This window comes from Streptomyces sp. NPDC048637 (assembly GCF_040650675.1).
In the GTDB taxonomy this organism is placed as follows: Bacteria; Actinomycetota; Actinomycetes; order Streptomycetales; family Streptomycetaceae; genus Streptomyces.
In genome coordinates this window covers 54863-77257 of sequence record NZ_JBEZHQ010000043.1, presented here as the reverse complement: position 1 = coordinate 77257, position 22395 = coordinate 54863, and the positions used below count along the sequence as shown (strand labels likewise).

The 22395-nt window shown below is 69.1% G+C and carries 19 protein-coding genes and 4 pseudogenes; 8 read left to right on the top strand and 15 right to left on the bottom strand.

Going from position 1 to position 22395, the window contains the following annotated elements; genetic code table 11:
- Window positions 1-88 precede the first annotated feature (88 nt).
- The 5 genes and pseudogenes from argF to AB0C46_RS34825 form a co-directional block, all read right to left on the bottom strand.
- On the bottom strand, window positions 89-1093 hold the full coding sequence (argF, locus tag AB0C46_RS34845; RefSeq protein ID WP_362832870.1) for an ornithine carbamoyltransferase: 1005 nt from the start codon (window positions 1091-1093) through the stop codon (window positions 89-91).
- 134 nt (window positions 1094-1227) lie between these two features.
- A complete protein-coding gene (locus AB0C46_RS34840; protein ID WP_362832868.1) occupies window positions 1228-2463 on the bottom strand; it encodes an arginine deiminase in 1236 nt (411 codons plus the stop codon).
- A gap of 217 nt (window positions 2464-2680) precedes the next feature.
- Window positions 2681-4521 (bottom strand): annotated as a pseudogene (locus tag AB0C46_RS34835) (polynucleotide kinase-phosphatase); the annotation flags it as partial.
- A gap of 57 nt (window positions 4522-4578) precedes the next feature.
- Window positions 4579-4794 (bottom strand): annotated as a pseudogene (locus tag AB0C46_RS34830) (LLM class flavin-dependent oxidoreductase); the annotation flags it as partial.
- Window positions 4795-5215: 421 nt separating this feature from the next.
- A complete protein-coding gene (locus AB0C46_RS34825; protein ID WP_362832866.1) occupies window positions 5216-5620 on the bottom strand; it encodes a hypothetical protein in 405 nt (134 codons plus the stop codon).
- Between the two features lie 975 nt (window positions 5621-6595).
- Between AB0C46_RS34825 and AB0C46_RS34820 the strand changes: the two genes are divergently transcribed.
- The 3 genes from AB0C46_RS34820 (at window position 6596) to AB0C46_RS34810 (ending at window position 9053) form a co-directional block, all read left to right on the top strand.
- On the top strand, window positions 6596-7570 hold the full coding sequence (locus AB0C46_RS34820) for a helix-turn-helix transcriptional regulator (RefSeq protein ID WP_362832864.1): 975 nt from the start codon (window positions 6596-6598) through the stop codon (window positions 7568-7570).
- Window positions 7571-8300: 730 nt separating this feature from the next.
- Window positions 8301-8465 carry a hypothetical protein gene (locus tag AB0C46_RS34815; protein ID WP_362832862.1) on the top strand — a complete coding sequence of 55 codons (165 nt, stop codon included), beginning with the start codon at window positions 8301-8303 and terminating at the stop codon, window positions 8463-8465.
- 462 nt (window positions 8466-8927) lie between these two features.
- Window positions 8928-9053 (top strand): hypothetical protein, encoded by a 126-nt coding sequence (locus AB0C46_RS34810; protein ID WP_362832860.1) that lies wholly within the window; start codon window positions 8928-8930, stop codon window positions 9051-9053.
- A 260-nt stretch (window positions 9054-9313) separates the two neighbouring features.
- Here AB0C46_RS34810 and AB0C46_RS34805 read toward each other — a convergent pair whose 3' ends face one another.
- The 8 genes and pseudogenes from AB0C46_RS34805 to AB0C46_RS34770 form a co-directional block, all read right to left on the bottom strand.
- Window positions 9314-10876, bottom strand: coding sequence for an FAD-dependent oxidoreductase (locus AB0C46_RS34805; protein ID WP_362832858.1), 1563 nt, complete (start codon window positions 10874-10876; stop codon window positions 9314-9316).
- Window positions 10877-10955: 79 nt separating this feature from the next.
- A pseudogene (locus AB0C46_RS34800) lies at window positions 10956-11264 on the bottom strand (site-specific integrase); the annotation flags it as partial.
- A 197-nt stretch (window positions 11265-11461) separates the two neighbouring features.
- Window positions 11462-11953: a hypothetical protein gene (locus tag AB0C46_RS34795; RefSeq protein WP_362832856.1), complete on the bottom strand. Its 492-nt coding sequence runs from the start codon at window positions 11951-11953 to the stop codon at window positions 11462-11464.
- 178 nt (window positions 11954-12131) lie between these two features.
- A pseudogene (locus AB0C46_RS34790) lies at window positions 12132-12229 on the bottom strand (LLM class F420-dependent oxidoreductase); the annotation flags it as partial.
- Between the two features lie 543 nt (window positions 12230-12772).
- Window positions 12773-13228 (bottom strand): DUF6099 family protein, encoded by a 456-nt coding sequence (locus tag AB0C46_RS34785; RefSeq protein WP_362832854.1) that lies wholly within the window; start codon window positions 13226-13228, stop codon window positions 12773-12775.
- Between the two features lie 368 nt (window positions 13229-13596).
- Window positions 13597-13956: a nucleotide pyrophosphohydrolase gene (locus AB0C46_RS34780; protein ID WP_018088816.1), complete on the bottom strand. Its 360-nt coding sequence runs from the start codon at window positions 13954-13956 to the stop codon at window positions 13597-13599.
- Window positions 13953-15401, bottom strand: a complete 1449-nt coding sequence (locus AB0C46_RS34775) for a biotin transporter BioY (protein WP_362832852.1) — start codon at window positions 15399-15401, stop codon at window positions 13953-13955. Before AB0C46_RS34775 ends, AB0C46_RS34780 begins: the two co-directional genes overlap by 4 nt.
- Window positions 15402-15456: 55 nt before the next feature.
- Window positions 15457-15846 carry a cell division protein SepF gene (locus tag AB0C46_RS34770; protein WP_362832850.1) on the bottom strand — a complete coding sequence of 130 codons (390 nt, stop codon included), beginning with the start codon at window positions 15844-15846 and terminating at the stop codon, window positions 15457-15459.
- A 220-nt stretch (window positions 15847-16066) separates the two neighbouring features.
- On the opposite strand from AB0C46_RS34770, the gene AB0C46_RS34765 reads away from it, so the two are divergent.
- The 5 genes from AB0C46_RS34765 (at window position 16067) to AB0C46_RS34745 (ending at window position 20094) form a co-directional block, all read left to right on the top strand.
- Window positions 16067-17224: a magnesium and cobalt transport protein CorA gene (locus AB0C46_RS34765; protein ID WP_362832848.1), complete on the top strand. Its 1158-nt coding sequence runs from the start codon at window positions 16067-16069 to the stop codon at window positions 17222-17224.
- 1171 nt (window positions 17225-18395) lie between these two features.
- On the top strand, window positions 18396-18632 hold the full coding sequence (locus AB0C46_RS34760) for a hypothetical protein (protein ID WP_362832846.1): 237 nt from the start codon (window positions 18396-18398) through the stop codon (window positions 18630-18632).
- Window positions 18633-18637: 5 nt separating this feature from the next.
- Complete coding sequence (locus AB0C46_RS34755; RefSeq protein WP_362832874.1) at window positions 18638-18805, top strand: hypothetical protein; 168 nt, start codon at window positions 18638-18640, stop codon at window positions 18803-18805.
- Window positions 18806-19084: 279 nt separating this feature from the next.
- A complete protein-coding gene (locus AB0C46_RS34750) occupies window positions 19085-19399 on the top strand; it encodes a hypothetical protein (protein WP_362832844.1) in 315 nt (104 codons plus the stop codon).
- Between the two features lie 170 nt (window positions 19400-19569).
- Window positions 19570-20094 carry a hypothetical protein gene (locus AB0C46_RS34745; RefSeq protein WP_362832842.1) on the top strand — a complete coding sequence of 175 codons (525 nt, stop codon included), beginning with the start codon at window positions 19570-19572 and terminating at the stop codon, window positions 20092-20094.
- 181 nt (window positions 20095-20275) lie between these two features.
- Here the strand turns inward: AB0C46_RS34745 and AB0C46_RS34740 are convergent, their stop codons facing one another.
- Window positions 20276-21139, bottom strand: coding sequence for an ABC transporter permease (locus AB0C46_RS34740; RefSeq protein ID WP_362832840.1), 864 nt, complete (start codon window positions 21137-21139; stop codon window positions 20276-20278).
- Window positions 21099-22274 (bottom strand): ATP-binding cassette domain-containing protein, encoded by a 1176-nt coding sequence (locus AB0C46_RS34735; protein ID WP_362832838.1) that lies wholly within the window; start codon window positions 22272-22274, stop codon window positions 21099-21101. The genes AB0C46_RS34740 and AB0C46_RS34735 overlap by 41 nt, the downstream gene beginning before the upstream one ends.
- Window positions 22275-22395: the final 121 nt, after the last annotated feature.

Below are 22395 nucleotides of genomic sequence, written 5' to 3'. Positions count from 1 at the left end.
ACCGCCATCTGGCACAACTGGACCACCGGAGCCCCAGCCAAACGATCCCTGACCGCCTACGACCACTGAGAACATCGGACTCATTCATCTAGCGGGCGAGCGTCGCGACCAGCACCGCCTTGATCGTGTGCATCCGGTTCTCCGCCTCGTCGAAGACGACGGAGTGCGCGGACTCGAAGACCTCGTCGGTGACCTCCAGCGAGGAGAGTCCGTGCCGGGCGTGGATCTCCCGGCCGACCGCCGTGCCCAGGTCGTGGTACGCGGGCAGGCAGTGCAGGAACTTGACCTCCGGCCGGCCGGTGGCGCGCAGCACGTCCATCGTGACCGCGTACGGGGCGAGCAGCGCGATCCGCTCGTCCCAGACCTCCTTGGGTTCGCCCATGGAGACCCAGACGTCGGTCGTCACGAAGTCCGCACCGCGCACGCCGTCGGCCACGTCCTCGGTGAGCATGATGCGGGCGCCGCTGACCTCGGCGAGCCGCTGCGCCTCGGCGACGACCGTCTCCTCGGGCCACAACTGCTTGGGCGCCACGATCCGTACGTCCATACCGAGCAGGGCGCCGGTGACGAGGTAGGAGTTGCCCATGTTGTTGCGGGCGTCGCCGAGGTAGGCGAAGGCGGTCTCCGTCAGCGGGCGGCCCTGGCTGTGCTCGACCATGGTCAGCACGTCCGCGAGCATCTGGGTCGGGTGCCAGTCGTCGGTCAGCCCGTTGAAGACGGGCACACCGGCGTACGCAGCCAGTTCCTCGACGTCGGACTGCCGGCTGCCGCGGAACTCGATACCGTCGAACATCCGGCCGAGGACGCGGGCGGTGTCCTTCACCGACTCCTTGTGCCCGATCTGTGAGCCGGACGGGTCCAGGTAGGTGGTGGCGGCACCCTGGTCCGCGGCCGCGACCTCGAAGGAGCAGCGGGTCCGGGTCGAGGTCTTCTCGAAGATCAGGGCGATGTTCTTGCCCTGGAGGCGAGGGACCTCGGTGCCGGCACACTTGGCCGCTTTCAGCTCGGCCGCCAGGTCGATCAGTCGGCGGAATTCCTCGGCGCTGAAGTCCAGCTCCTTGAGGAAGTGGCGGCCCGTGAGGTCTATCGCCATGGGTGGGCTCCTGGTTCGCGGCGGTCGGGACGGACTCGGACCCTGGAATTGTATACGAATAAACGTATCCCTATACGGGCCACCTGCTGCCGTACGGGTCCGGTGCCTGCTCCCTGGCGGAGTACGGGTCACGCTCAGGCTGCCCCCGGCACCGCATCCCTCGCCACCGGACAGCTCATACAGCGCGGCCCGCCGCGGCCGCGCCCCAGCTCGCTCCCCGGGATCGTGATCACCTCGATACCGCGCTTGCGGAGGAAGGTGTTCGTGGTGACGTTCCGCTCGTACGCCACCACCACGCCCGGCTCCACCGCCAGCACATTGCAGCCGTCGTCCCACTGCTCACGCTCGGCCGAGTGCACATCCTGGGTGGCGGTCAGCACCCGGATGTCCGACAGGCCCAGCGAGGCCGCTATGGCGCGGTGCATATGCTCCGGCGGATGGTCGGTGACCTTGAGGTCCTGATCGCCCGAGCCCGGCTCGATGGTGTACGAGCGGAGCATCCCCAGGCCCTCGTACTGGGTGAAGGTATCCCCGTCGATCATCGTCATGACGGTGTCCAGGTGCATGAACGCCCGGCGCTTGGGCATGTCGAGCGCCACGATCGTGCGCGCCGAACCCGCCGCGAACAGCCCCCGCGCCAGCAGTTCAACGGCCTGTGGGGTGGTCCGCTCGCTCATCCCGATCAGTACCGCGCCGCTGCCCATCACCAGGACGTCGCCGCCCTCGATGGTCGAGGGGTAGTCCGCCTGCCCCTCGGACCAGACATGGAAGCCCCCACCACGGAAGAGCGGATGGTGGCGGTAGATCGCCTCGTAGTGCACGGTCTCGCGCTGCCGGGCGGGCCAGCGCATCGAGTTGATGGACACCCCGTCGTAGATCCAGGCGGAGGTGTCGCGGGTGAAGAGGTGGTTGGGCAGCGGGCCCAGCAGGAAGTCGTCCAGATCCATCACATGGAAGCGGACCGAGATCGGCTCGGCGTGCCGCTCCAGGAACTCCCGCTTGGTCATGCCGCCGACCAGTGCCTCGACGAGGTCCGGCACCGGCAGCTCGTCGAAGGCCGCCCGCAGATGATCGGTGGCCAGCGGCCCGTATTCCTTCTCGTCGAAGACCCGGTCGAGGACGAGTTGCCGTGCCTCGGGGATCTGCAGGCTCTCGGCCAGCAGATCCCCGAAGAGGTGCACCTCCACCCCCCGGTCCCGGAGGACATCCGCGAACCCGTCGTGCTCGGCCCGCGCCCGGCGCACCCACAGCACGTCGTCGAAGAGCAAGGCGTCCTTGTTCGAGGGCGTGAGCCGCTTCAGCTCCAGATCGGGGCGGTGCAGGATGACCCGGCGCAGCCGCCCGGCCTCGGAGTCGACTTGGAATCCCATCCACCCATCTTGGCCGCTCGGACGGCTCGGCGGAGGGAGTCGGGCGATGTCGGTCCGGTCAGGCCGGCCGGCCTGACCGAAGCCGGGCAGGCTCCGCGGCGGGTCCGGCCGCGGGTCCGGCCGCGGGTCCGGCAGCACGCGCGGGGTGACGGGGAGGGGAGAGGTGGAGGAAGAGGTGGAGGGGAATGGATAGCCCGCCCCTCACCCTCCGGCCCGCCTACAACCGCGGGTCCACCGGCTCCGACTCCAGCGCGAGCACCGCGAAGACCGCCTCGTGGACCCGCCACAGCGGTTCGCCGTCCGCCATCCGGTCCAGCGCCTCCAGGCCGAGCGCGTACTCCCGCAGGGCCAGCGAGCGCTTGTGGCCCAGATGACGGACGCGCAGCCGCTGGAGGTTCTCCGGGCGGGTGTACTCCGGCCCGTAGATGATCCGCAGGTACTCGCGGCCACGGCACTTGACGCCCGGCTGGACGAGCCGCCCGTCGGCCTGCCGGACCAGCGCCTGCACCGGCTTGACGACCATGCCCTCGCCGCCGTCGGCGGTCAGCTCCTGCCACCGGGCGATACCGGCCGCGACCGAGGTCTCGTCCTCGGTGTCGACGAGGATCCGCCGGGTCGTGGCGAGCAGCCCCGGCCGGTCCGTGGCGCCCCCGGCCGGCCCGGCCTCCCGGGCCGCCACCGCACCCTCGGCCGCGATCAGCCGGTCGAGCAGGGCGAGCTGGTCGGTGTGCGCCAGCCCGGCGAGACTGCGGCCCTGCACCGCGAGAATCTGGAACGGCGCGAGCCGGATGCCATCCAGCTCCCCGAGCCCGGCGCCGCCGCCCGGCTCCCGCGGTGCCTCGGTGGCCTCCGCCTCCGCCGCCGTCGCCGTCGCCGTCGCCCCGACCCGCCAGCAGTAGCGCCGGTACGCCTCCGTGAACGCGGCCGCGTCCGCCGCCCGGTCCCGCTGCCGGCCGAGCAGCGGCGACACCTCGACGCCCCGGGCGGCCGCCGCCTCCAGCGCATCGAGCACGCCCCGGAACGCCGCCCCGGACGCCGCGCCCACGGCCGCGTATTGCTTGCGCAGCAGACCGGTCGCCTTCAGCGACCAGGGCATCAACTCGGCGTCCAGCAGCAGCCAGTCGGTCTCCAGCTCGGCCCACAGACCGGCCTCCTCGGCACAGTCCCGGATCCGCCGCAGAACGCGTTCGGTCACCTCCGGGTCGTCGAAGAACGGCCGGCCGGTGCGGGTGTACAGGGCTCCCGACATCCCCTTGGGCACGCCGGTGGGGGTACCTCCCATGCCTTTAGGGCAAGGGGGAGCTCCTCGGCCACTGTCTCGTCACGGCACACCAGGACCACCGCACGGGACCCCATGTGCTTCTCCTCGCACACCACTTCCCGTACCCCGTCGGCCCGGTAGCCGGCGAACGCCTCCGCGGGGTGCTCCAAGTACCCCTCCTCCGCCGAGGTCGCGCACGGCGCCATCGTCGGCGGGAGGTACGGCAGCAGCCGCGGGTCGATCGCGAAGCGGCTCATCACCTCCAGCGCGGCCGCGGCGTTCTCCTCCTTGACCGCGAGCCGGCCCATGTACCGGGTCTCCACGATCCGCCGCCCGGCCACATCGTTCAGATCGAGCGGACGGCCGTCCGCCCCGCCGGGCGCCTCTGTCGCGAGCGGTTTCACGGGCTCGTACCAGACCCGCTCCGCCGGTACATCCACCAACTCGCGCTCCGGCCACCGCAGCGCGGTCATCGCACCGCCGAAGACACAGCCGGTGTCCAGGCAGAGGGTGTTGTTGAGCCAGTTGGCGCGCGGGGTGGGGGTGTGACCGTAGACGACGGCGGCGCGGCCGCGGTAGTCCTCCGCCCATGGGTAGCGCACGGGCAGCCCGAACTCGTCGGTCTCGCCGGTCGTGTCGCCGTACAGCGCGAACGACCGCACCCGGCCCGACGTCCGGCCGTGGTACTTCTCCGGCAGTCCCGCGTGGCACACCACGAGGCCACCACCGTCCAGGACGTAGTGGCTGACCAGTCCGTGGATGAACTCCCCCACCTCGGCCCGGAAGTCGGCGTCCTCTTTGGGCAGCGCGGGCGAATTCTCCAGCTGGTAGTAGGTCCCGTCGTAGCTGAACTCCTCTCCTGTCCCGGTGGCCCACAGGCCGGTGACGATCGCCAGCTGCTCTTCCAGCCGCGCGAACTTCTCCTTGGGGAACGGAATGCCGTACGCCTTGTGCTCCTCCTCGAACCAGCCCGCCCCGAGGCCGAGTTCGACCCGGCCACCGGACATCTGGTCGACCTGGGCCACCTGGATGGCCAGCACACCCGGCAGCCGGAAGGTGCCCGCCGTCATGAGCGTGCCGAGACGGATCCGCCGTCCGGTCCTCCACGGATGACGACCTGGCCGAGGAGATGGGCGACGAGGTCCGTCCAGTACTGCAGTCCCTCCTGACGAAGGGCTGGCTCGTCGTGGACGCTGAACGCTCCCTGACGCTCTCCAGGATCGCTCAGGCGGCTATCTCCAGCCGTCGGGACGTCGGGGGTGTGGAGGCATGAGCATGCCCCGTCCGCGGGGATCACGAACGGGGCTTCGGGGCGCTGCGTTACTCGGGCCCGGGCTCAGCCTCAGAGAAGATGAAGCCCCGTACAGGGGGCGTCTCCTCCTGCTCCTCTTTCTGAGCCTCGCGGTAGGCAGCCACCAGGGCGGCGTACCGGCTATTGATCAACTCAGCCATGGGGCCTCCAATCGACGCACCGAGTGTGGCAGACGTCGGCTACGGCTTGTCCCGGCACGGCGGACGGGGTGTCGGCATGGGCTTGATGGGTCCGGTGTCCGACGGGGAGTGCTGACACTTCGCGGATACTGCGATGAGCTGCTCCCCAGCCGGGGCTCCCCATAGCTCCTCGTCGACGTCGTACCCGGCAATACGGATGGCGTCCTGCGTGCGCAGCAAGATCAGCGGGTCGTAGTTGTCCGGATCGTAGCCGGGATAGTGGTGGACGAAGTCGTCGCCCAGCGACGCGCACAACTCCTCGTACACCTTCGTGTGGAGGATGAGCGCATGCCACCCTTCGTCAACGACGCGGGAGGGAGCCAGGGCGACGTCAGGCATCTTGCCGCAGGCGACGACGAACTTCAGTCCCTCGTCCGTGATGCGCTGCGCCATATCCGCACTCATGCCGGAATTGGCATCCTGCACAGTCCCGAAAATGCTCAGATACGCTGCCGGGCTGATCAGATCGCTTACCGTTAACACGTGCGGCCTCTCTTCGAGTTGTGTCGTACGGCTCCGTCTCCGGCCGTGATCGCTGTTCAGGCATTCGGTCGGAGACGGCTTTGTCTTCTTCAGGCCCGCCCCGGGTATGCCGACCAAAGCGAACCCAGGGCGGGGGCTTAGGGCGGTCGCCCGGGGACCGACCAGGAACCAGGCGACCGCCATTCACGCTCCCCACTGCGTCGCCGTGGTACCGAAACGACGGGGGCATTCACCGGGGGTGTCGTAACCCTCCGCAAGGAGCGCGCCCGGCATTCCCGTGCCGGGGGTCTAATGGGAGCGGCGCCAATAGACGACGCGACCGAAGCTGGGGAAGTCTGCGATGTGGTAGTTGCCCTTGTGCCGGTGCGCTCGGCTACACCGGGCCCGCTTCGGCGCCCCGTCCGGCCGGGGATCAGGCCCATGGTGCACGCTGCGCGCACTGACGCCGCTTCATTGCCTCCCCGCCCATCGGCAGCAGTCGCACGGGGTCGGGCACGGCTTGACGGCTTCAGGCACAGGCACGTACGTCACGCCGGGGATGGTGTAGGGGCGGACGAGAGGTGCATTCAGGGGTATCTCGTCATCCGCACGTCCGTGCTGGGGCTCCAGTTCGTCGGGCGACGTCACCGCTTCCGCCTCCGCCCCTTGTGCGGGTGGTCGGCGATCTCCATGCTTGCAACCACAGCCTCGGCAAGCCTTCCCTTTTCACGAGCTTCCCGACGCTGCTTATCCAAGGCGGCGCAGACGTCGCATCCCGGGGCGGGCTCTGCGGCGAAATCGTGCGTGTCTGTCAGATGTACCGGGGGCGTCTGAATCCCCCTCGGTTCGCTCATACTTTGACGATCGGGCGTACGCTTGAACACGAACAGTGGTGACGTGGTGACTTGGTGGTGACGGATGGCCGGGACATTTGGGGAGCACGTCAGAGCCGCGCTGAAGGCTCGCGAGATGAGCATTCGAGGAGCTGCACGGGCCTTAAACTACGATCATGCGGTGCTGTCCCGGACGCTCAATGGCAAGCAGCCCCCGTCAGCCCGCCTGGCGGAGTCATTGGACAAGTTGTTGAGCGCCGACGGCACGATCACCGCGCTAGCTTCGTCGCTCATGGCAGACGAGGAAGATCGCATCCGCTATGCGGTAGCACGTCCGACTCGTCTGGACGGCAAAGCTGTTGCCGCTCTGGCCGACGTTCTCGCAGCGCAGCGCCGACTGGACGACGCTATCGGCGCTGTTCCCATGATCGGCCCGACGGAGACTCAGCTTCCCATCATCACAGCGATGCTTAAGGAGGCTCGCGGTCCGCACCGGGACGCGCTGTGTCATGTCGTTGCAGAGTACGTCCAGTTCGCCGGGTGGCTCCACGCCTCTGCACGTAACGACGTCGAAGCAGTCGTCCGGCTGAACGATGCACTGGAGCTGGCCGACGAGGCCGACAGTGGGCCGCTTGCCGCGCAAGCGTTGAACTTCAAGGCGTACGTGGCGCGTCAGCAACGCCGTCCGCGAACGTATGCCCGCTGGTTCGAAGCTGCATACCGGACTCCAGGGGCGCACGCAACGCAGCGCATGGGCGACGCGGCACAGGCTGCACACGGTTACGCAGAGGTGGGTCAAAGGGACGAGGCACGTCGCCTCTTGGACGAAGCAGCAAACCTGGCCGATGCTGCCGCGGATCAGCCGCCGGAGACGGCGTACTGGCTGACACCGAACTTCCAACGCTTCTCTCTCGGCCTGGCGCACATGGGGCTGCGGGAGTACCGCGACGCTGCGGACCACTTCCGGGCAGGCCTGGCGGGACTGCCCGCGGAGCAGCAGGGTGCGGACTGGTCGCGGGAGTACCGTACGGCGCTGGCTGCAGCAGAGGCTGCTGCGTAGTCCGTGAACGCAATAAGCCCCCGCCGGAATTCCGACGGAGGCTCTCTTATTCATCCTTGCCGACCCCACTCCGCGATGCGGAGGGTTGCGGCGCAACGTTCTTCGACGGTGAGCGCAGGCGACTCGACCGTGGTCCGGCGGACGACTCGACCACTCCACGTGGTGATCTCGTAATTGCAGTCTCGAAAGGGGCGCCGAAAGCGTATACGCTCCTCCAACTCCCCCAGGTGCAGCGCCCGGTCGCTGGAAACGACCGACTCCGGCCAGGACGTCGATGCGACGTACCGGCCCGGCCAGAGCGTCATGGGCGACTTCGTCCTGGACGTGCCCCGGTAGGGCGGGAAGGCGAACTTCTACGACGGCCTGGAAGCGGCGTCGCTGATGTTCGAGCTGCCGGCCGATTGAGCGTGCGGACAAGCCCCGCGCACGCGGGGATCTCACCTCCGCGTCGGGGCTAGCTTGTGAACTCCGCTTGAGTACAGGCGGGTTGACCGTCCGCTGTGGTAGATTTTCGAGACGTCTACACATCGGAGGACCCCTTGACTTCATCGCTTAGCGCGCACCAATCAGCAACCGGCTGGTTGCGGGCTCCATAGCCCGTTTGCGCGTCGCTGGAAGCACTACTCACCGTGATGAGACGTGCCCAAGTCCAGCGAGCGAACAAGTCAACGGAGGCATGGTGTCGACCAATTCGACCCAGCAGACGTGCAGCCACCCTGCGCGTGACGTCATGATCGTAGTTCTCGCCTGCACCGTCATCTCGCTTGCCACGGCCATCGTGGTGATGGCGTTCAGTGGCGGCCCCCTGGCAACCTTCGGGGCGAGTGGTAGCGCGTTCATCGCCACCCTCGGCGCCGGAATGAACGTTCTGAGCCATGTAAGGCGCGACGCCTAGGTGATCAATGGGGCGGCTCACCTCATGGGCCGCCCCGCCGGCACTCAGCATCCATTACGGGGACAGTGGCGAACCATCCGTCAGGACGCTGCCGTGGACGTGACGGGATTCGACCCCGCGGCGCATAACCCATTGCCTGCCTGACGGCGGGACCACGTCTTGTCAGTGTCACCCATTGGCCAGGCTCGGGCACACGTCCACGCCCCCCACTCGCTTCTGCGTGCCGACCCTCTAAGAGATCCGGCGCACGCTTCCTGACGGAGGAAAAGTCATAGGACATCCGGCGTCGCTACGACCACGCATCGACCCGGAGGAGAGTACGGGGAGCGCAGGGGCGACGCCGGATGCGTGGAGGGAGTGGGCCGCCCGCCATTCGCGACGGCCGCCGCCCCTCCCTCCCATTATGGTTATGTAGGCCATATTTCACGTTGCCGACCTTGAAATGGCCTCCGCGACGAGGACGTGGCCCGCCTCTCCCCGTTCGTACGGCACCACATCAACATGCTCGGCCGGTACTCGTTCCAGCTCCCCGAACTGCCGGGCGGCCTGCGCCCGCTGCGCGATCGGGACGCGGCCGAAGAGGTGTGACCCAGGTGCGGTGACCTTCACCGCCGGGGCTGTCCCGGCGGTGACGTTTTCACTAATCACCGCTCGCAGGGTGCCGGGAGCCGTAACACCGGCTGAGGGCGTGGCGGCTATGCGTGGCGGTGGGTGCGGTAGGCGGCCGGTGAGAGCTCCGGGCTGCTGCTGGGCCGGGGACTGGGGTGCGGGCGGCCGCCACACCGGGTGGGTGCGGCGGCCGTGGGTGGAATCGGTTCGTGGTTCGAGTCAGTCAGCAGAGCGGCGGTTCAGCCCGGTGTCACCGCACCCTCTGGCACTCCGAACCACTCCTCCAGCGCCTCCGCCAGCCCGGCCGTCGATGTCGGCGCCTGCGCCCCTGCGTCGGCCGCCCAGGCGGTGAAGCCGTCCGGACGGACGAGGGCCGCCACCAGTTCCGGGCGGGACGGGCAGCCGGCCGTCAGGGTGTCGACGCGGCCGGCATACTTCGCAGCGAGGGCTCGGAGTTCCGGGTCGTCGGTGAGGTCGAGCAGGAGCGCCCGGCCGCCGTGGAGGTGGTCCGCGAGGCGGCTGCCGTCGGCGAGTTCGAGGTCCGGGGCGCTGCGGCCGGTCAGCGGGTGCTCGCCCGGCAGCTCGTAGCGCACCCCGGCGCTGTTGAGCCGGGCGGTGAGGTACGTGGTGCCCGTGACCGTCTCCGCCAGGTTGCTGACGATCTCGCGCAGGGCCCGGGACTGCGGATCCGGGCGCATGGCCGCGACCTGGGAACGGGTCCAGTCAAGGATCCCCGCGCCGACGGGGTGCCGTTCGGCGGTGTAGGTGTCCAGCAGCCCTTCCGGCGCCCGGGCGCCGATCACCGCGGCGAGCTTCCAGCCGAGGTTCATCGCGTCCCCGATACCCAGGCTCAGCCCCTGGCTACCGAACGCGGAGTGCACGTGCGCCGCGTCGCCCGCCAGCAGCACCCGGCCTTTGCGGTACTCGGTGACCTGGCGGGCGTGGTCGGTGAAGCGGGTCGCGGTCCGCACCCCGGTGATCGTGACGTCCACGCCGGAGACGCGGCGCAGCCTCGCCTGGAGGTCCTCGGTGGTGACCGGCGCGTCCCGGTCGGCCGGCGGGCCGTCGAACTCCACGGTGACGATGCGGCCCGGCATCGGCCCGTGGGCGTAGACCCCGGTGTCCGTGGCGGTCCAGCCGACCGGCAGGTCCTCGGCGCCGGTCATCTCCACGACCGCCTGGTGACAGGTGATCTCCGGGTCCGTGCCGGGGAATGCGAACCCCGCGAGCTTGCGGACCGTGCTGCGGCCGCCGTCGCAGCCCACGAGCCATCCGGCGCGTATGGCCCCGTGGTTGGTCCGCACCGTGACGGCCCCGTCGTCCGCGTCGAAGCCGGTCAGCTCCACTCCCCGGCGCACGTCGACGCCGAGCTCGTCCGCCCGCCCGCCGAGCAGCCGCTCGATGTCCTGCTGCGCCACGAAAGCGATCTCGGCGGCGGGTCCGGCGTCGCCGAGGCCCGGCTCCGTACGGTCGACCAGGTCGGCGCGCAGCATGATCCCGGCGAAGTGCCCGACGAACCCGAGCCCTTGGCCCGCGGCCCCGCCTCCGTCCCCGCCGTTCCGTTCGCGCATGAATGCCTGGAAGCGGTCCATCGCCTGCCGCTGCACCTCGGCCAGCGCGGGCAGCATGCCCCGGCGGTAGAGCGCCTCGGCGCTGGGCGTGGTGATCGCCCCGCCCTTGATCGTCGGGTCCACTTCGGTGAGGCGCTCCAGGACGGCCACCCGCGCGCCTCCGAGCCGGAGCTCGCAGGCCAGCATCAGTCCGACCGGGCCGCCTCCGGCCACCACTACGTCATAGTCCATGGCGCCGACTATGACCGAGGGCCGAGAAGGCCAAAAAGGCGCCGCGGTGTCAAGGAGTCAACCCCGCGAGGAGGGACGCCCAGGCCGGAACCATCGGCCCCTCATAGCCGCGCTCACGGCACCAGCCGAGCCAGGACAGCACCCCCGCCCGGCGGGAGTTCCAGGTGTTGACCGCCGCGGTGCCCCAGAGCAGTTCGAGGGCCTCGCCGATCTCGTCGTCCGCCACCGACGCCAGACACCGGGCCTCACCAAGCCGTTCGGCGGTCTTGCCCACCCCGATCCCGTAGTTCCGGACCGTGTTCGGGTTGCCGAGCGAGTCGAGGAACACGTCCGCTGCCGCGCGGACGGTCATGGCCTTCCCGGTCGGCAGCTGCACGACGGTGGGCACCACTTCCCCCTTGCCGCAGATAACAGGGCCGCTTCACGCAGCGACCGAAGAACATCACCGCAGGTGACGAATCAAACTACCGCAGATATTGGGGTGTTATCTGTGGGACGACTTCACACTCGTCCCGGAGCCGACGCACCGCCAGCCGCCCACCAGGGCCGACAGATCCTCAGCGCCAGTTTTCGTTCCGATGTTCCTCAACCCCCAGGATCGCCGTCGTCGTTGCGGAGTACCGTCCGGCGCTTCGTCTTTGGGTCTACAGGGCCGATGGCGAAACCGGCCAGACGGGGATCACGCAGGATGCGGAGCACGACCGTCGGCGACCACTCCGCAGGCGCGTCATCGTCCTGCACTTTTCGGCGCTTCCGCGATGCTGCACGGAGTTCCTCCGCCTCCTCGGGAGGCAACATCTCCAATGGCGTCAGGACGCCATCTGACGTCATCTTCATCCCAATGGCGTTTGGCACCGTGCCGCCTACTGCCAATTTGATCATGCGCCGAACGGCATCGCCGGCCGGCTTCCCCGGCGCCTGCAGCTTGAGCCAACGAATGGTCAGGTTGTCGACCTGTACAGGCTCCGCTTCGAAGCCGAATGGCACAGGGCCCGACGAGTGGCTTCCCTTCGCCTTCAACTCGGCGAACGCATCCCGGATGAACTTACTCTTACTCTTCGAATCCTGGTGCGCCAATCCGGCGATAAGGGCGAAGAACGCAACTCCAATGGGCTGTCATCGCTCGGGTTAATGAAGGGCTCTTGCGTCGACCCGAAAGCTACGCCGTGCTTAGCCAGCTCCTGTTGGATCTTTAGCGCTTCGGCCGCCGGAGAGTCCGACGTCGGAATAATCCGTGTCGATGTGCGTCCAGTGAGAACGCGTCGAAGCCAAGATCCTCAGTAGCTTTGGCGACCTTCAGCAGAGTGTCGTAGGACGCCCCTGCTGAGGCTCGGTGAAGATTCGTAGGTCCATACCTCCATCCTGCACTCCGCGCGACGACCCAATCGTCGGAGAGCGTGAGTGCGCAGCGGGCGGCCGGGTGGGCTGGGGCGGCCGGGTGGGCTGGGTCGGTCGGGTGGGCTGGGGCGGCCGGGTGGGCTGGGGCGGCCGGGTGGGCTGGGGCGGCCGAGCGAACGGGTCAGTCGGGCAGGTCGGGTCAGTCGGGCTGGTCAGGCCAGTCGGGGCGAACGGGGCGAACGAGTCGGGTGGAGTCGGTGTCGGTGTCGGTGTCGGTGTCGGTGTCGGTGTCGGTGTCGGTCCAGGGCAGGACGGGGCGGAGCGGGGCAGGGGCGGTCGGTCCAGGGCGGTCGGGGTGGGGCGGGGCGGGGATTCGCGGTGGCGCGCGCAGGGGCCGTCATGGTCGTGCGAGGGAATCAGCAGTGGCAGCCAGGGGGCAACGCGACGGCTCGGACATGCCGTCGGGACGTTGGGCGTGAGCGCTCCTGGCCCGCGGGCGGTGAGTTGCCGCTCGGGGCTTGCCTACCGCGTGATCCCGGTGGGTTCGGATCGGTTTGCTCAGGCAGGGTTCCGGTCGCGCACCTCCAGCTTCTCCAGTATTCCGGCCACGCGATCTCGCGATTCATCGACCGTGTCCATCGCCTCGACGCAAGTCCAGTACATCCCCTCCTCGTCTGCCAGCAGCACCACTGCCACCAGCGCTTCGCACACCTCTCGCAGCAGCCGGGACAGGCCGGTTAAAGCCGCCTTGGCATCACGCACCTCGGACAGCTGAGCCGCCCGCAGCCCGCCGGCGACCGACGCCGGGCACAGCAGTCCCCCGCTGAACCGCCCGCCCGCGTCGCCCAACCCCCGGGCCCTGGACCGCACTTCGTACGGCCCGAATATCGCGAGATGACTGCCGACCGCCTCCGCCAAAGCCTGCGCCTGCCATGCCTCGACGATCACTCCCTGAACCGTGTTCGCCTCTGCCAGCCCGCGCCGACTGGCCGCAATGATCCGCACCGCGTCCATCCGCTCCCTCCTTCCCTCTCCATTCGCATGCACCCTGCACTCTTTCCACTACCCAGAGTGAAGGCGAACACCCAAAAAAGCCAGGGGAATTCGCAAATCTGTGGACAAGCAAGACGGTGTGGAAAGATCCATGACTCCGGAGAGTGACACATGGCGGCCACGTCCCCGCATCCTCCCCTCCCGCCCCATCACCCCCACCCCGCACACGACCGGCACAAGCCACGCGAAACACCCGAAGGGAACACCGGAACCGACCGCCGGGGAACGCCGGACGGCGACCGTTACGGAACAACGGAATCGGAAGCCAGGGAAGCGCGAGCGGGGCCGGCGCTCGCACCCCGCCGGCCCCGCCCCGATGCCCCTCGCCCCTACTCCTCGCCCTCCCGCGGCCGGTCCGGCCGTGCCGAGCGGACCGCCGGGAACCGCGACTCATTGCGCTCGATCTTCGCGGCGAGGGCCGCCAGGGCGTCGATCCCCAGCGCCTCGCAGAACTGCAGCAGATACGCCAGCACGTCCGCGACCTCGTCCTCGACCCGGCCAGCCTTCCCCGGGTTCGACATCACCTTCGCCGACTCCTCCGGCGTCAACCACTGGAAGATCTCGACGAGTTCCGCGGCCTCGACGCTGAGCGCCGCGGCCAGGTTCTTGGGGGTGTGGTACTGCTGCCAGTCCCGCGCGGCCGCAAACTCGGCCAGACGTCGCTGCAGCGCATGCAGATCCTCGCTCATGCCCCTAGGTGTAGCACCTGTACGCCGGGCAGCCCCTCGGCGACCGAGGGATCCCGCACCGTCCCCAGCAGCCGCACATGCCCCCGCTCGGTCATCCGCAGGGCCAGTGACACCAGCTCGCGCGCCTGCCGGGGGTCCATACAGCGGTCCATCCCGTCCGCCATCACCGTCATCTGCTGATGAGCGGACGGGACCTCCCCGACCGGATCCATCGCCAGCACCTCCGGCCCGGTGAGCAGCACCAACGCCAGCGCAAGAAACCGCAGCTCACCATCGCCGAGCTGCTCGACGGGCAGCTCGCCCAGTGCCCCCCGGTCGAGGACGGCCCGCACACCCGCCGCCCCCGCTGCCCCGGCCTGCGCCCCCGGTGAACCACCCGGCCCGGCCGCCCCAGCGGCGTCGACGCCCCCTTCCCCCGTACCGCCCGCCTGCCGTGGCACCGCGCGCAGCCCCTCGACGGGACCGGCACATGCCTCCCGTACCGCCGCGACCAGCACCGCATGCCGCCGCGCGCACTCCCGGCTCGTACGCTCCAGCACCGCGGGCAGGTTGTCGCAGGACGACCTCAGCCGTCCCTCGCCACGCGGCCCCTCCGCATCGCGGCCCCAGCCACCGGCTTCACCACCACCGCTCCCCTTGCGCTTCCGCGCACCCCAGGCCCCGGCAGCCCCGCCGGCCCCTCCCGGCTTACCCGGCCCGCCCCCCGAGCCCGCTCCTCGGCCACTCCGCCGCGCCCCGGCACCACGCCCCGCACCACCGGCACCGTCCGCACCACATCCACCGTCCTGTCCGGCTCCCTCCGCACCGCCCGTCCCCACGTCCCGCATGACCTCCGGCCGCGGGTCGCACACGAACGCCGACCGCAGCGCGACCACGACCTGTTCGGCCGCGGCGAGCACCAGCCGCTGGCCCGCCGTCTTCCCCGCGACGCGCAACGGCAGCAGCGAGGTGCCGAGCCGGTCGTCGGGCAGCGGGGCACGGGTCACCGGAGTCGCACCCGCGGTGTGCCAGGCCGCCTGGACGGCGGGGCGGTTCGGGTCGGTGAGCGCGGTGGTCAGCAAGGTCTCGCCGCCACCGGTCAACCGCTCACCGACGATGCGCAGTTCGGGCTCGGCCTGCACGGCGAGATCGAGGCTGACGGGGCCGGCCGGACCGTCGACCGTGCAGCCGATACGGAACCCCCGCCGCCCCTGTTCGTCAGGGCGCGCACCCGCCGGCACACACGCCGCCGGGCTGCCCGCCACCTCCCCCACGGCCCGTGCGAGCGACTCCCCGCGCCCGAGCCGGGCGAGGATCTCGTACGCCTGCAGCGCACTGGACTTGCCGCTTCCGCTCTCGCCGCTCAGCAGTGTCAGCCGGGTGAGCGGCAGGGTGACGCCGCGATGGGTTTTGAAGGCGGACAGCCGTAATTCGGTGACCGCCGGACGCACAGTGTCGGTGTTCATGCAGGGACGCTATGCAGCACCCCGACCGGAGAACCGTTACACCCAACAGCTCTTCCTACGAACGGGGGACGCCCCCGAGTGCCGTTTCCGCGACCTCGGTACCGACGGGTGCCAGCAGGAAGACATTGGTGTCGACGCGGTGCATCCCGCTGCCGAGTCCGAACACGACTCCGCTGGAGAAGTCCAGGATGCGCTTGGCGACATCGGCGTCGGCGCTGCTGAGGTCCAGCAGGACGGGGATCTGCGCCATCAAGTACTCGGCGACCTCGCGGGCGTCCGCGAAGATCTGGACACGGATGACGATGAACCGCCGCGTCTCCTCCGTCGGCTCCTCCTCGGGGAGGGCACGGTGGTCGGGCCAGGAAGGCCATTCACTGCTGCTGCGGAGCGGGACGACCTCGGCCAGCCCTTCCCACTGCTCGTCGGTGGCATCGGGGCCGTTCACCGAATCACCTCACCCGGGGGAGCGCTGGCTGTCTGCGGTATCTGCATCGCACAATTCTAGAGATAAACATACAAAGCTCGGCGGACGCGACACACGCCGCGTCACGTCCGGTTCCATCCTGCACCATGGCCGCTGACCTGTGCTGACATCCTCGGCAGATATCCTTCGTCGAGATTCTGTATGCCTGTTCATCCCCCTTGTGACGGAGGTCCGGTCTGTCGTGAGCTCTGAGCCTCCCGGCCGTCGCCCGCGTGGCCTGCGCGGCCTGCGCAAACCAGCGAAGAAGCGGCCCGCCGGCTCCCCGCCCGCCGCAACCACGGACGGCTCCGCGACGCCGGATCCGACGGGCGAAACCCCCAGCAGCGTCATCAGCGCCGCCCTTTACCGCGACGGACGCCGTGTCAGCACCCATGACACGCTCGCCGATGCCTTCCGGCAGCAGCGCACCACTCCCGGCACCCTCGCCTGGATCGGCCTGCACCGCCCCACCCCCGCCGAACTGGTCACCCTGGCCTCGGAGTTCGACCTCCATCCACTCGCCATCGAAGATGCCCTGGAGGCCCACCAGCGACCCAAGCTGGAGCGCTACGGCGGCACGCTCTTCGTCGTTCTGCGCGCCGCGCGCTACGTCGACGACGCCGAGGAGGTCGACTTCGGTGAGTTGCATGTCTTCGTCGGCCGCGACTTCGTGATCACCGTGCGGCACGGCGGCGCCCCCGACCTCTCGGCCGTCCGTCAACGCATGGAGGACACCCCCGAACTCCTCAAGCGCGGCCCCGAAGCCGTCCTCTACGCGATCCTCGACGCGGTCGTCGACGGTTACGCACCGGTCGTCGACGGCGTACAGACCGATATCGACGAAATCGAGACCGAGGTCTTCGGCGGCGACCCCCGGGTCTCCCGCCGCATCTATGAACTCTCCCGCGAGGTGGTCGAGTTCCAGCGCGCCACCCGTCCGCTGAACGGCATGCTGGAAAGCCTGACCGCGGGCTTCGAGAAGTACGCCATCGATGAGGAACTGCGCCGCTATCTGCGCGACGTGGCCGATCACGCACTCCACACCACAGAGCGCGTGGACGGCTTCCGGCAGGCTCTGCAGGACATCCTCACCGTCAACGCGACCCTGGTGAACCAACAGCAGAACGCCGAGATGCGCGCCCTGGCGGAAGCCGGCTTCGAGCAGAACGAGGAGATCAAGAAGATCTCGTCGTGGGCGGCCATCCTCTTCGCGCCGACGCTGGTCGGAACCATCTACGGCATGAACTTCGATCACATGCCGGAGTTGCACTGGGTGTTCGGATACCCCTTCTCCATCGTCCTGATGGCGATTGTGTGCACCAGTTTGTACGTCATCTTCAAGCGGCGGGACTGGCTCTGAGCAGTCGTCGTGAGAGGCGCCCCGTGAGGGGGTGCAGCCCGGATCGTAGGCGCCGGTGACGCGTCCGGGACCGCTGGGGTCAGCAGGGCGGCTGCCTCGTCGGCGGCACACGCGTGCGAGCCAAGGCGCGTCGCTGTCGAAGAGTGCGTGCCGAGAACGCTGACGTGCTGCGCGCTCTCGACCGGTCGCTTGCCGATCGCATACGCGCTCCGACCGGATTCCGCTTCCGAGATGCGGTGCAGCACCTGCACAAGCCCGAGTAAGACCGGAATCTGCAGGAGCATCGGAAACGATGCAATAAAGCCAGTCGAGCACGCTGAACTCCTAACCGGTGCATCGCGCAGTGCCGATTCCCACTGGCTACGCGACACCGGAAAATACCGACGAGATAGCACCCTGCTAGAAAGCATTACACTGCGGCAATCTGGTCTGGATCCCGCCCATATGACAGTTCACTCGGGCAATTCGGGTAACGTACAAACAAACCGCGGCAACGGTATGTGGCCAGGGGGAACCGTGTCGCGTCTTGACGCTGTGCGACCGGCGAGGCAAGTGCGACAGCTGCAGTTCGTGATCACGCGGAGGCTGTGACCTGACCTCGTTCCAGCGGCGGTGACAGGCGGCAGCTCCGCGGTGATGGCGCAGTCGCTAGCGTGACCGGTGCAGGGCATGTCCCGGTGTGGCCACGGGGCGTGGTACGGCGAAGGCTCTTAGCAGGCCCAGGAGTTCAGGACGCGTGAGGGCGATCGCGCTTGGCGGCACTGCTGCATCGTGCCGCACGAGGCCGCCCGTTGGGGAGTTCCCCCAGCGCTGGGGAGCGCGTGGGGGGAGCCGGCTGCGTAAATCCGCATCGGCCAAGACCGCCACCCTCGCCGCCCCTGTCAACTCGCCTGTGCGCGCGTCGACTTGCCGCATGACGCCCATGTGAGCCACTTCGCACCACGCACCCGCGTGTCCCTCACCCAGGCCGCGTAACATCACACACGGATCCAGCCCGTGAGTTCCTTTCCCACAGAAATGGCTGTGCCTCATCTCCGCGTGCTGCGAGAGATGGGTGAGATGGGCCTGTACGACCGGCTGCGCGTGGAGACAGTTCAGTTGCCGTACTGATGTCGCACGCGCTTTGGCATGTGATTCGGAGGCACTGGATATGGTCCGCACTGTGGTCCCCATGGCATTGTCGATCGTCCTTATGGCAGTTGGAGTGCTGCACTTCATCTGGGCCTTCTCCCCCTGGCCGTTCAAAGACGTGGTGACGTTTACCAAGACGATTGGTGGCAGCGACGATGGCGTGGTGCCGCCGGGACCGAGCACTTTTCTGGTGGGTCTGGCACTGATCGGTGGCGCTGTGCTCACCCTCATGGTCAAAAGTCCATCCCGGGGATCGGCCCGGGCTGGCTGCGGTTAGTGGGCATGTACGGCCTGGCGGTGGTTCTGCTCGCCCGTGGCCTGGGTGGGTACTTCATGAACTCCGGAGCCGCCATCGAATTCCAGCGGTTGAACACTTTCCTGTACTCGCCGTTGTGTGTGGCACTCGCCGCCCTGAGCGGCATCGTCGCGGTAGCGGCGAGCAGGCGTTAGCCGCACGTCTCGTTGCTCCGAAGCTCAAAGGGTTCTGTTCGGGAATGTGGCGGTGCCCACCCCTGCCCGGTCAGCCGCAACCGGCCCGGTTTCGCACTCAGGTCCCGCACCCCGGCGTGCGTTCTCGCCACGAGAGGGCAGTCCGTCGGCCCCCACGCCAGACCCGGCAGACGCGACCGCCGGTCCTGATGGCCAAAGGTTGTCCCGCAACCGAGGTCGGCTGCTCAGGCATACTGGCGCTCGTTGCCGCTGTGGTCCGGATCCAGGACAGGAGCTTGAGTGCCTGAGCTGCGCTGTGAAGCGGTTCGTTGGGTCGATGACGAGCCGTTTCCCGGCATCGTCGAGGTTCAGTTCGTCGATGCTGCGGGACAACGCTGGTCCTTGATCGACAAGAGCCCAGTCTTCGCGCAGTTCACTGAGCTGACCCCCGACTCGGTCTACCCGGTGAAGGTCACGGTGGCGTGCGTGATCCAGGACGACGTCGAGGCGACGGCCGGCGACGCGGTCGTGACGGTCTCCACCTCGCCGGACGGGGTCACGACGCCGGACGGACGGGACACCTTCACCGTTAGACCAAGCCAGCTCATCCCGTGAGCGCGAGGTTGTGGAGTCGGGCGATGCCGAGCATGGCCTGGTGAACGCCGTCGCCCTTGCCCGGAGAACGGCTCGATCCACTTCGGATCGTCCGCTGAGATCACCCACCCATGACCGAGCAACGCACCAAGTGCCCTACCAGTCACGGGACAACCCTTAAGGTGCAGCGCATGCGATCGCTGATCACCTCCCTCAACGAAGACGACGACATTGCCGATTTCCTGGCCTGGCCCGGCGACTTCGACCCCGACCGCGGCGACCATGTCGAGGAGGTCCACCTCGCGTCGGGCGCGACGTTGGAGGGCTTTGCGGGGGACGGTGCTGGAGGCACGTACTTCTTCTGCGGCGATGGCGGCGAGGAACGCCCGGTCCTCTACGCAGACTCCGAGGGTGGCGCGGCCCTGGTCGCGATCGGTCTGACGGAGCTGCTGCGACTCCTGCTGGTCGCGCCCTGGTGGCGTGACTGCCGAGCGTTCACTGGGGAGGAGAGCGCCGAGCTGGCTGCCGAGTACCTGGAGGACATGCCCGACCTGGTGGCTCGGCGGGACCGGGCGGCCGCTGCTCTCGGCCTTGACCTGCCCACCGAGGCCGATGTCCTGGCACGACTCCGCGAAGTCGCCACCGAAGTGGGCAAGGACTTCGTCCTGATCTTCACGCCGGAGAATCACCCCTACAACCCGCTCATCAAGGCCTGAGCGTCATGACCGACGCCGCTGGCGCGGGCAGGCAGGAGCCGGCGCGTCCGTTGTCAGCCCCCTTGCTGCCGGCAACCTGGCTGGCGGCGGGCGGCCTCCGGGGGCGCCCTCAAGTCGCCGCGCCTGCTTGACGACGACAACGACGACCAGGGCGAATAGCGGCCCGGAGGCCACCATCCGCTCAGCGCGCCAGGCGCCCCAGGAGGGAGGAGGCGGCGGCGATGCCGAGTGCGGCGGCGGCGACCAGGACGGTGTAGTCGAGGGCCAGGTGGGCGTGGGTGCCCAGGAGGAGGCCGCGGAGGGCGTCGACCTGGTAGCTCAGGGGGTTCATCATGCTGACCGTCTGGAGCCAGCCGGGCATGATCGCCACCGGGTAGAGGGCGTTGGAGGCGAAGAAGAGCGGCATGGTGATGGCCTGGCCGATGCCCATCAGGCGGTCCCGGGTGAGCACGATGCCCGCGATCGTCATGGACAGACAGGAGAAGAACGCCGAGCCGAGGACCACGGCGACGGCAACGGCGAGCAGCCGGAGGGGGTTCCAGGTCATGGCGACGCCGAGCAGTGCGGCGATGGCGATCACCACGACGGCCTGGATGAGCGCCTTCACTCCGGCGGCGAAGGCCTTGCCCGCGATCAGGGCGGACCGCGGGGTCGGGGTGACCAGCAGTTTGGTGAGGATGCCGGCGTCCCGCTCCCAGATGATCATGATGCCGTAGAAGATCGCGATGAACATGGCGGACTGGGCGATGATGCCGGGCGCCAGATAGTCGATGTACGGGGTGCCGCCGGTCGGGATGGCCTTGAGGCGGGTGAAGGTCTCGCCGAAGACCAGGAGCCACAGGGCGGGCTGGACGGCGCGGGTGTACAGCTCGGTGCGGTCGTGGCGCAGCTTTTGCAGCTCGACCACACACATCGCGACGACCCGGGCGGTCAGCACCCGCCAGCCGGTACGGGCGCGCGGAGGGACCAGCAACAGGTCCAGCCGGCCGGGGCCGGTGGCGGTGTCAGCCGACCCGGTTTGCGGTGCGGCGGGTGCTCCGGACATCGCGGAAGTCTCCTGACTGCTCGTCGAGGCCGCTGCCGGCGACGTCCCGGAAGACGTCCTCCAGGGTCGGCGCGGTGTCGGACGCGCGCGATGGGGCCGAGGACGGAGGGGTGGGGGTGACGGGAGAAGAGGCCGGGGCGGTCGCGGTGGAAGTGTCCGGAGCAACGGCCGGGGTGGAGGCGCCTGGGGCATGGGGTGCCGGGTGAGGGGTGGCCGAGGTCCGGGCGGCGACGCGGCGGGCGCGCAGGGCGGACCGCAGCTCGTCGGGGGTTCCGAGGGCGCGAATCCGGCCCTGGTGCATCAGGGCGAGGCGGTCGCAGTACTGGTCGGCCTCGTCCATGTAGTGCGTGGTCACCAGGACGGTCATGCCGGTGGCGGCCCGTACGGCGTTGATGTGTTCCCAGACGCTGGTACGGGCGATCGGGTCCAGGCCGATCGTCGGCTCGTCGAGCATCAGCAGCCGGGGCGCGCTGACCAGGGCCTGGGCGAGTTCGAGGCGGCGGATCATGCCGCCGGAGTACGTCTTGGCGAGCCGGCTGGCCGCGTCGGTGAGGCCGACCGCAGCCAGCGCCTGGGTGACACGTGCGGCGCGCTCACGGCGGGAGACGTCGAAGACCCGGGCGAACAGCGCGACATTCTCCCGGCCGGTCAGTCCGGCGTCCGCGGACAGCTGCTGCGGGACGTACCCGAGCAGCCGGCGCACCGCCATCCGCTCCTTCGCCGCGTCATGCCCGAAGACCCGCACCAGGCCGGCCGGGACGGGCAGGAGGGTGGTGATACAGCGGATCGCGGTGGTCTTGCCCGCGCCGTTCGGGCCGAGCAGGCCGAAGACCTCGCCGGTGCGGACGGAGAGGTCGACACCGTCCACGGCCTTGGTCTCGCCGAAGGCGTAGCGCAGGGCGCGGCAGGTCACGGCGTCGGGAGCGGGCGCGGGCGCGGGTGAGCCGGGGGCGCCAGGAGCGCGCACGGGCGGACCGGCGGCATCAGGAGCGCGCACGGGCGGACCGGCAGCATCAGGAGCGGACGCGGGCGGACCGGCGGCATCGGGAGTGGGGGCGGCCGGGGTGTGCGGGTCCTCGTCTCGCCTTGTGGGGCCGGTCGGCCGTCCCCGCCCTGCCTCGTCGTCGGTGGTCATGTGCCCTCCGGATCAGCCGCTGGACACCGGCCCGTCCTCGGCGAGCGGGTCGGGAACTCCCCTGCGGGCATGTTCCGATTCTAGGTCCGAGACGGGAACGGACACCGGGATGCGCGCGGGG

What these genes read in the sequence shown, in the direction of transcription:
- argF (WP_362832870.1), bottom strand. Translation starts at nt 1,093, where the DNA reads ATGGCGATAGACCTCACGGGCCGCCACTTCCTCAAGGAGCTGGACTTC.
- AB0C46_RS34840 (WP_362832868.1), bottom strand. Translation starts at nt 2,463, where the DNA reads ATGGGATTCCAAGTCGACTCCGAGGCCGGGCGGCTGCGCCGGGTCATC.
- AB0C46_RS34825 (WP_362832866.1), bottom strand. Translation starts at nt 5,620, where the DNA reads ATGAGTGCGGATATGGCGCAGCGCATCACGGACGAGGGACTGAAGTTC.
- AB0C46_RS34820 (WP_362832864.1), top strand. Translation starts at nt 6,596, where the DNA reads ATGGCCGGGACATTTGGGGAGCACGTCAGAGCCGCGCTGAAGGCTCGC.
- AB0C46_RS34815 (WP_362832862.1), top strand. Translation starts at nt 8,301, where the DNA reads ATGATCGTAGTTCTCGCCTGCACCGTCATCTCGCTTGCCACGGCCATC.
- AB0C46_RS34805 (WP_362832858.1), bottom strand. Translation starts at nt 10,876, where the DNA reads ATGGACTATGACGTAGTGGTGGCCGGAGGCGGCCCGGTCGGACTGATG.
- AB0C46_RS34785 (WP_362832854.1), bottom strand. Translation starts at nt 13,228, where the DNA reads ATGGACGCGGTGCGGATCATTGCGGCCAGTCGGCGCGGGCTGGCAGAG.
- AB0C46_RS34780 (WP_018088816.1), bottom strand. Translation starts at nt 13,956, where the DNA reads ATGAGCGAGGATCTGCATGCGCTGCAGCGACGTCTGGCCGAGTTTGCG.
- AB0C46_RS34775 (WP_362832852.1), bottom strand. Translation starts at nt 15,401, where the DNA reads ATGAACACCGACACTGTGCGTCCGGCGGTCACCGAATTACGGCTGTCC.
- AB0C46_RS34760 (WP_362832846.1), top strand. Translation starts at nt 18,396, where the DNA reads ATGGCATTGTCGATCGTCCTTATGGCAGTTGGAGTGCTGCACTTCATC.
- AB0C46_RS34755 (WP_362832874.1), top strand. Translation starts at nt 18,638, where the DNA reads ATGTACGGCCTGGCGGTGGTTCTGCTCGCCCGTGGCCTGGGTGGGTAC.
- AB0C46_RS34745 (WP_362832842.1), top strand. Translation starts at nt 19,570, where the DNA reads ATGCGATCGCTGATCACCTCCCTCAACGAAGACGACGACATTGCCGAT.
- AB0C46_RS34740 (WP_362832840.1), bottom strand. Translation starts at nt 21,139, where the DNA reads ATGTCCGGAGCACCCGCCGCACCGCAAACCGGGTCGGCTGACACCGCC.
- AB0C46_RS34735 (WP_362832838.1), bottom strand. Translation starts at nt 22,274, where the DNA reads ATGACCACCGACGACGAGGCAGGGCGGGGACGGCCGACCGGCCCCACA.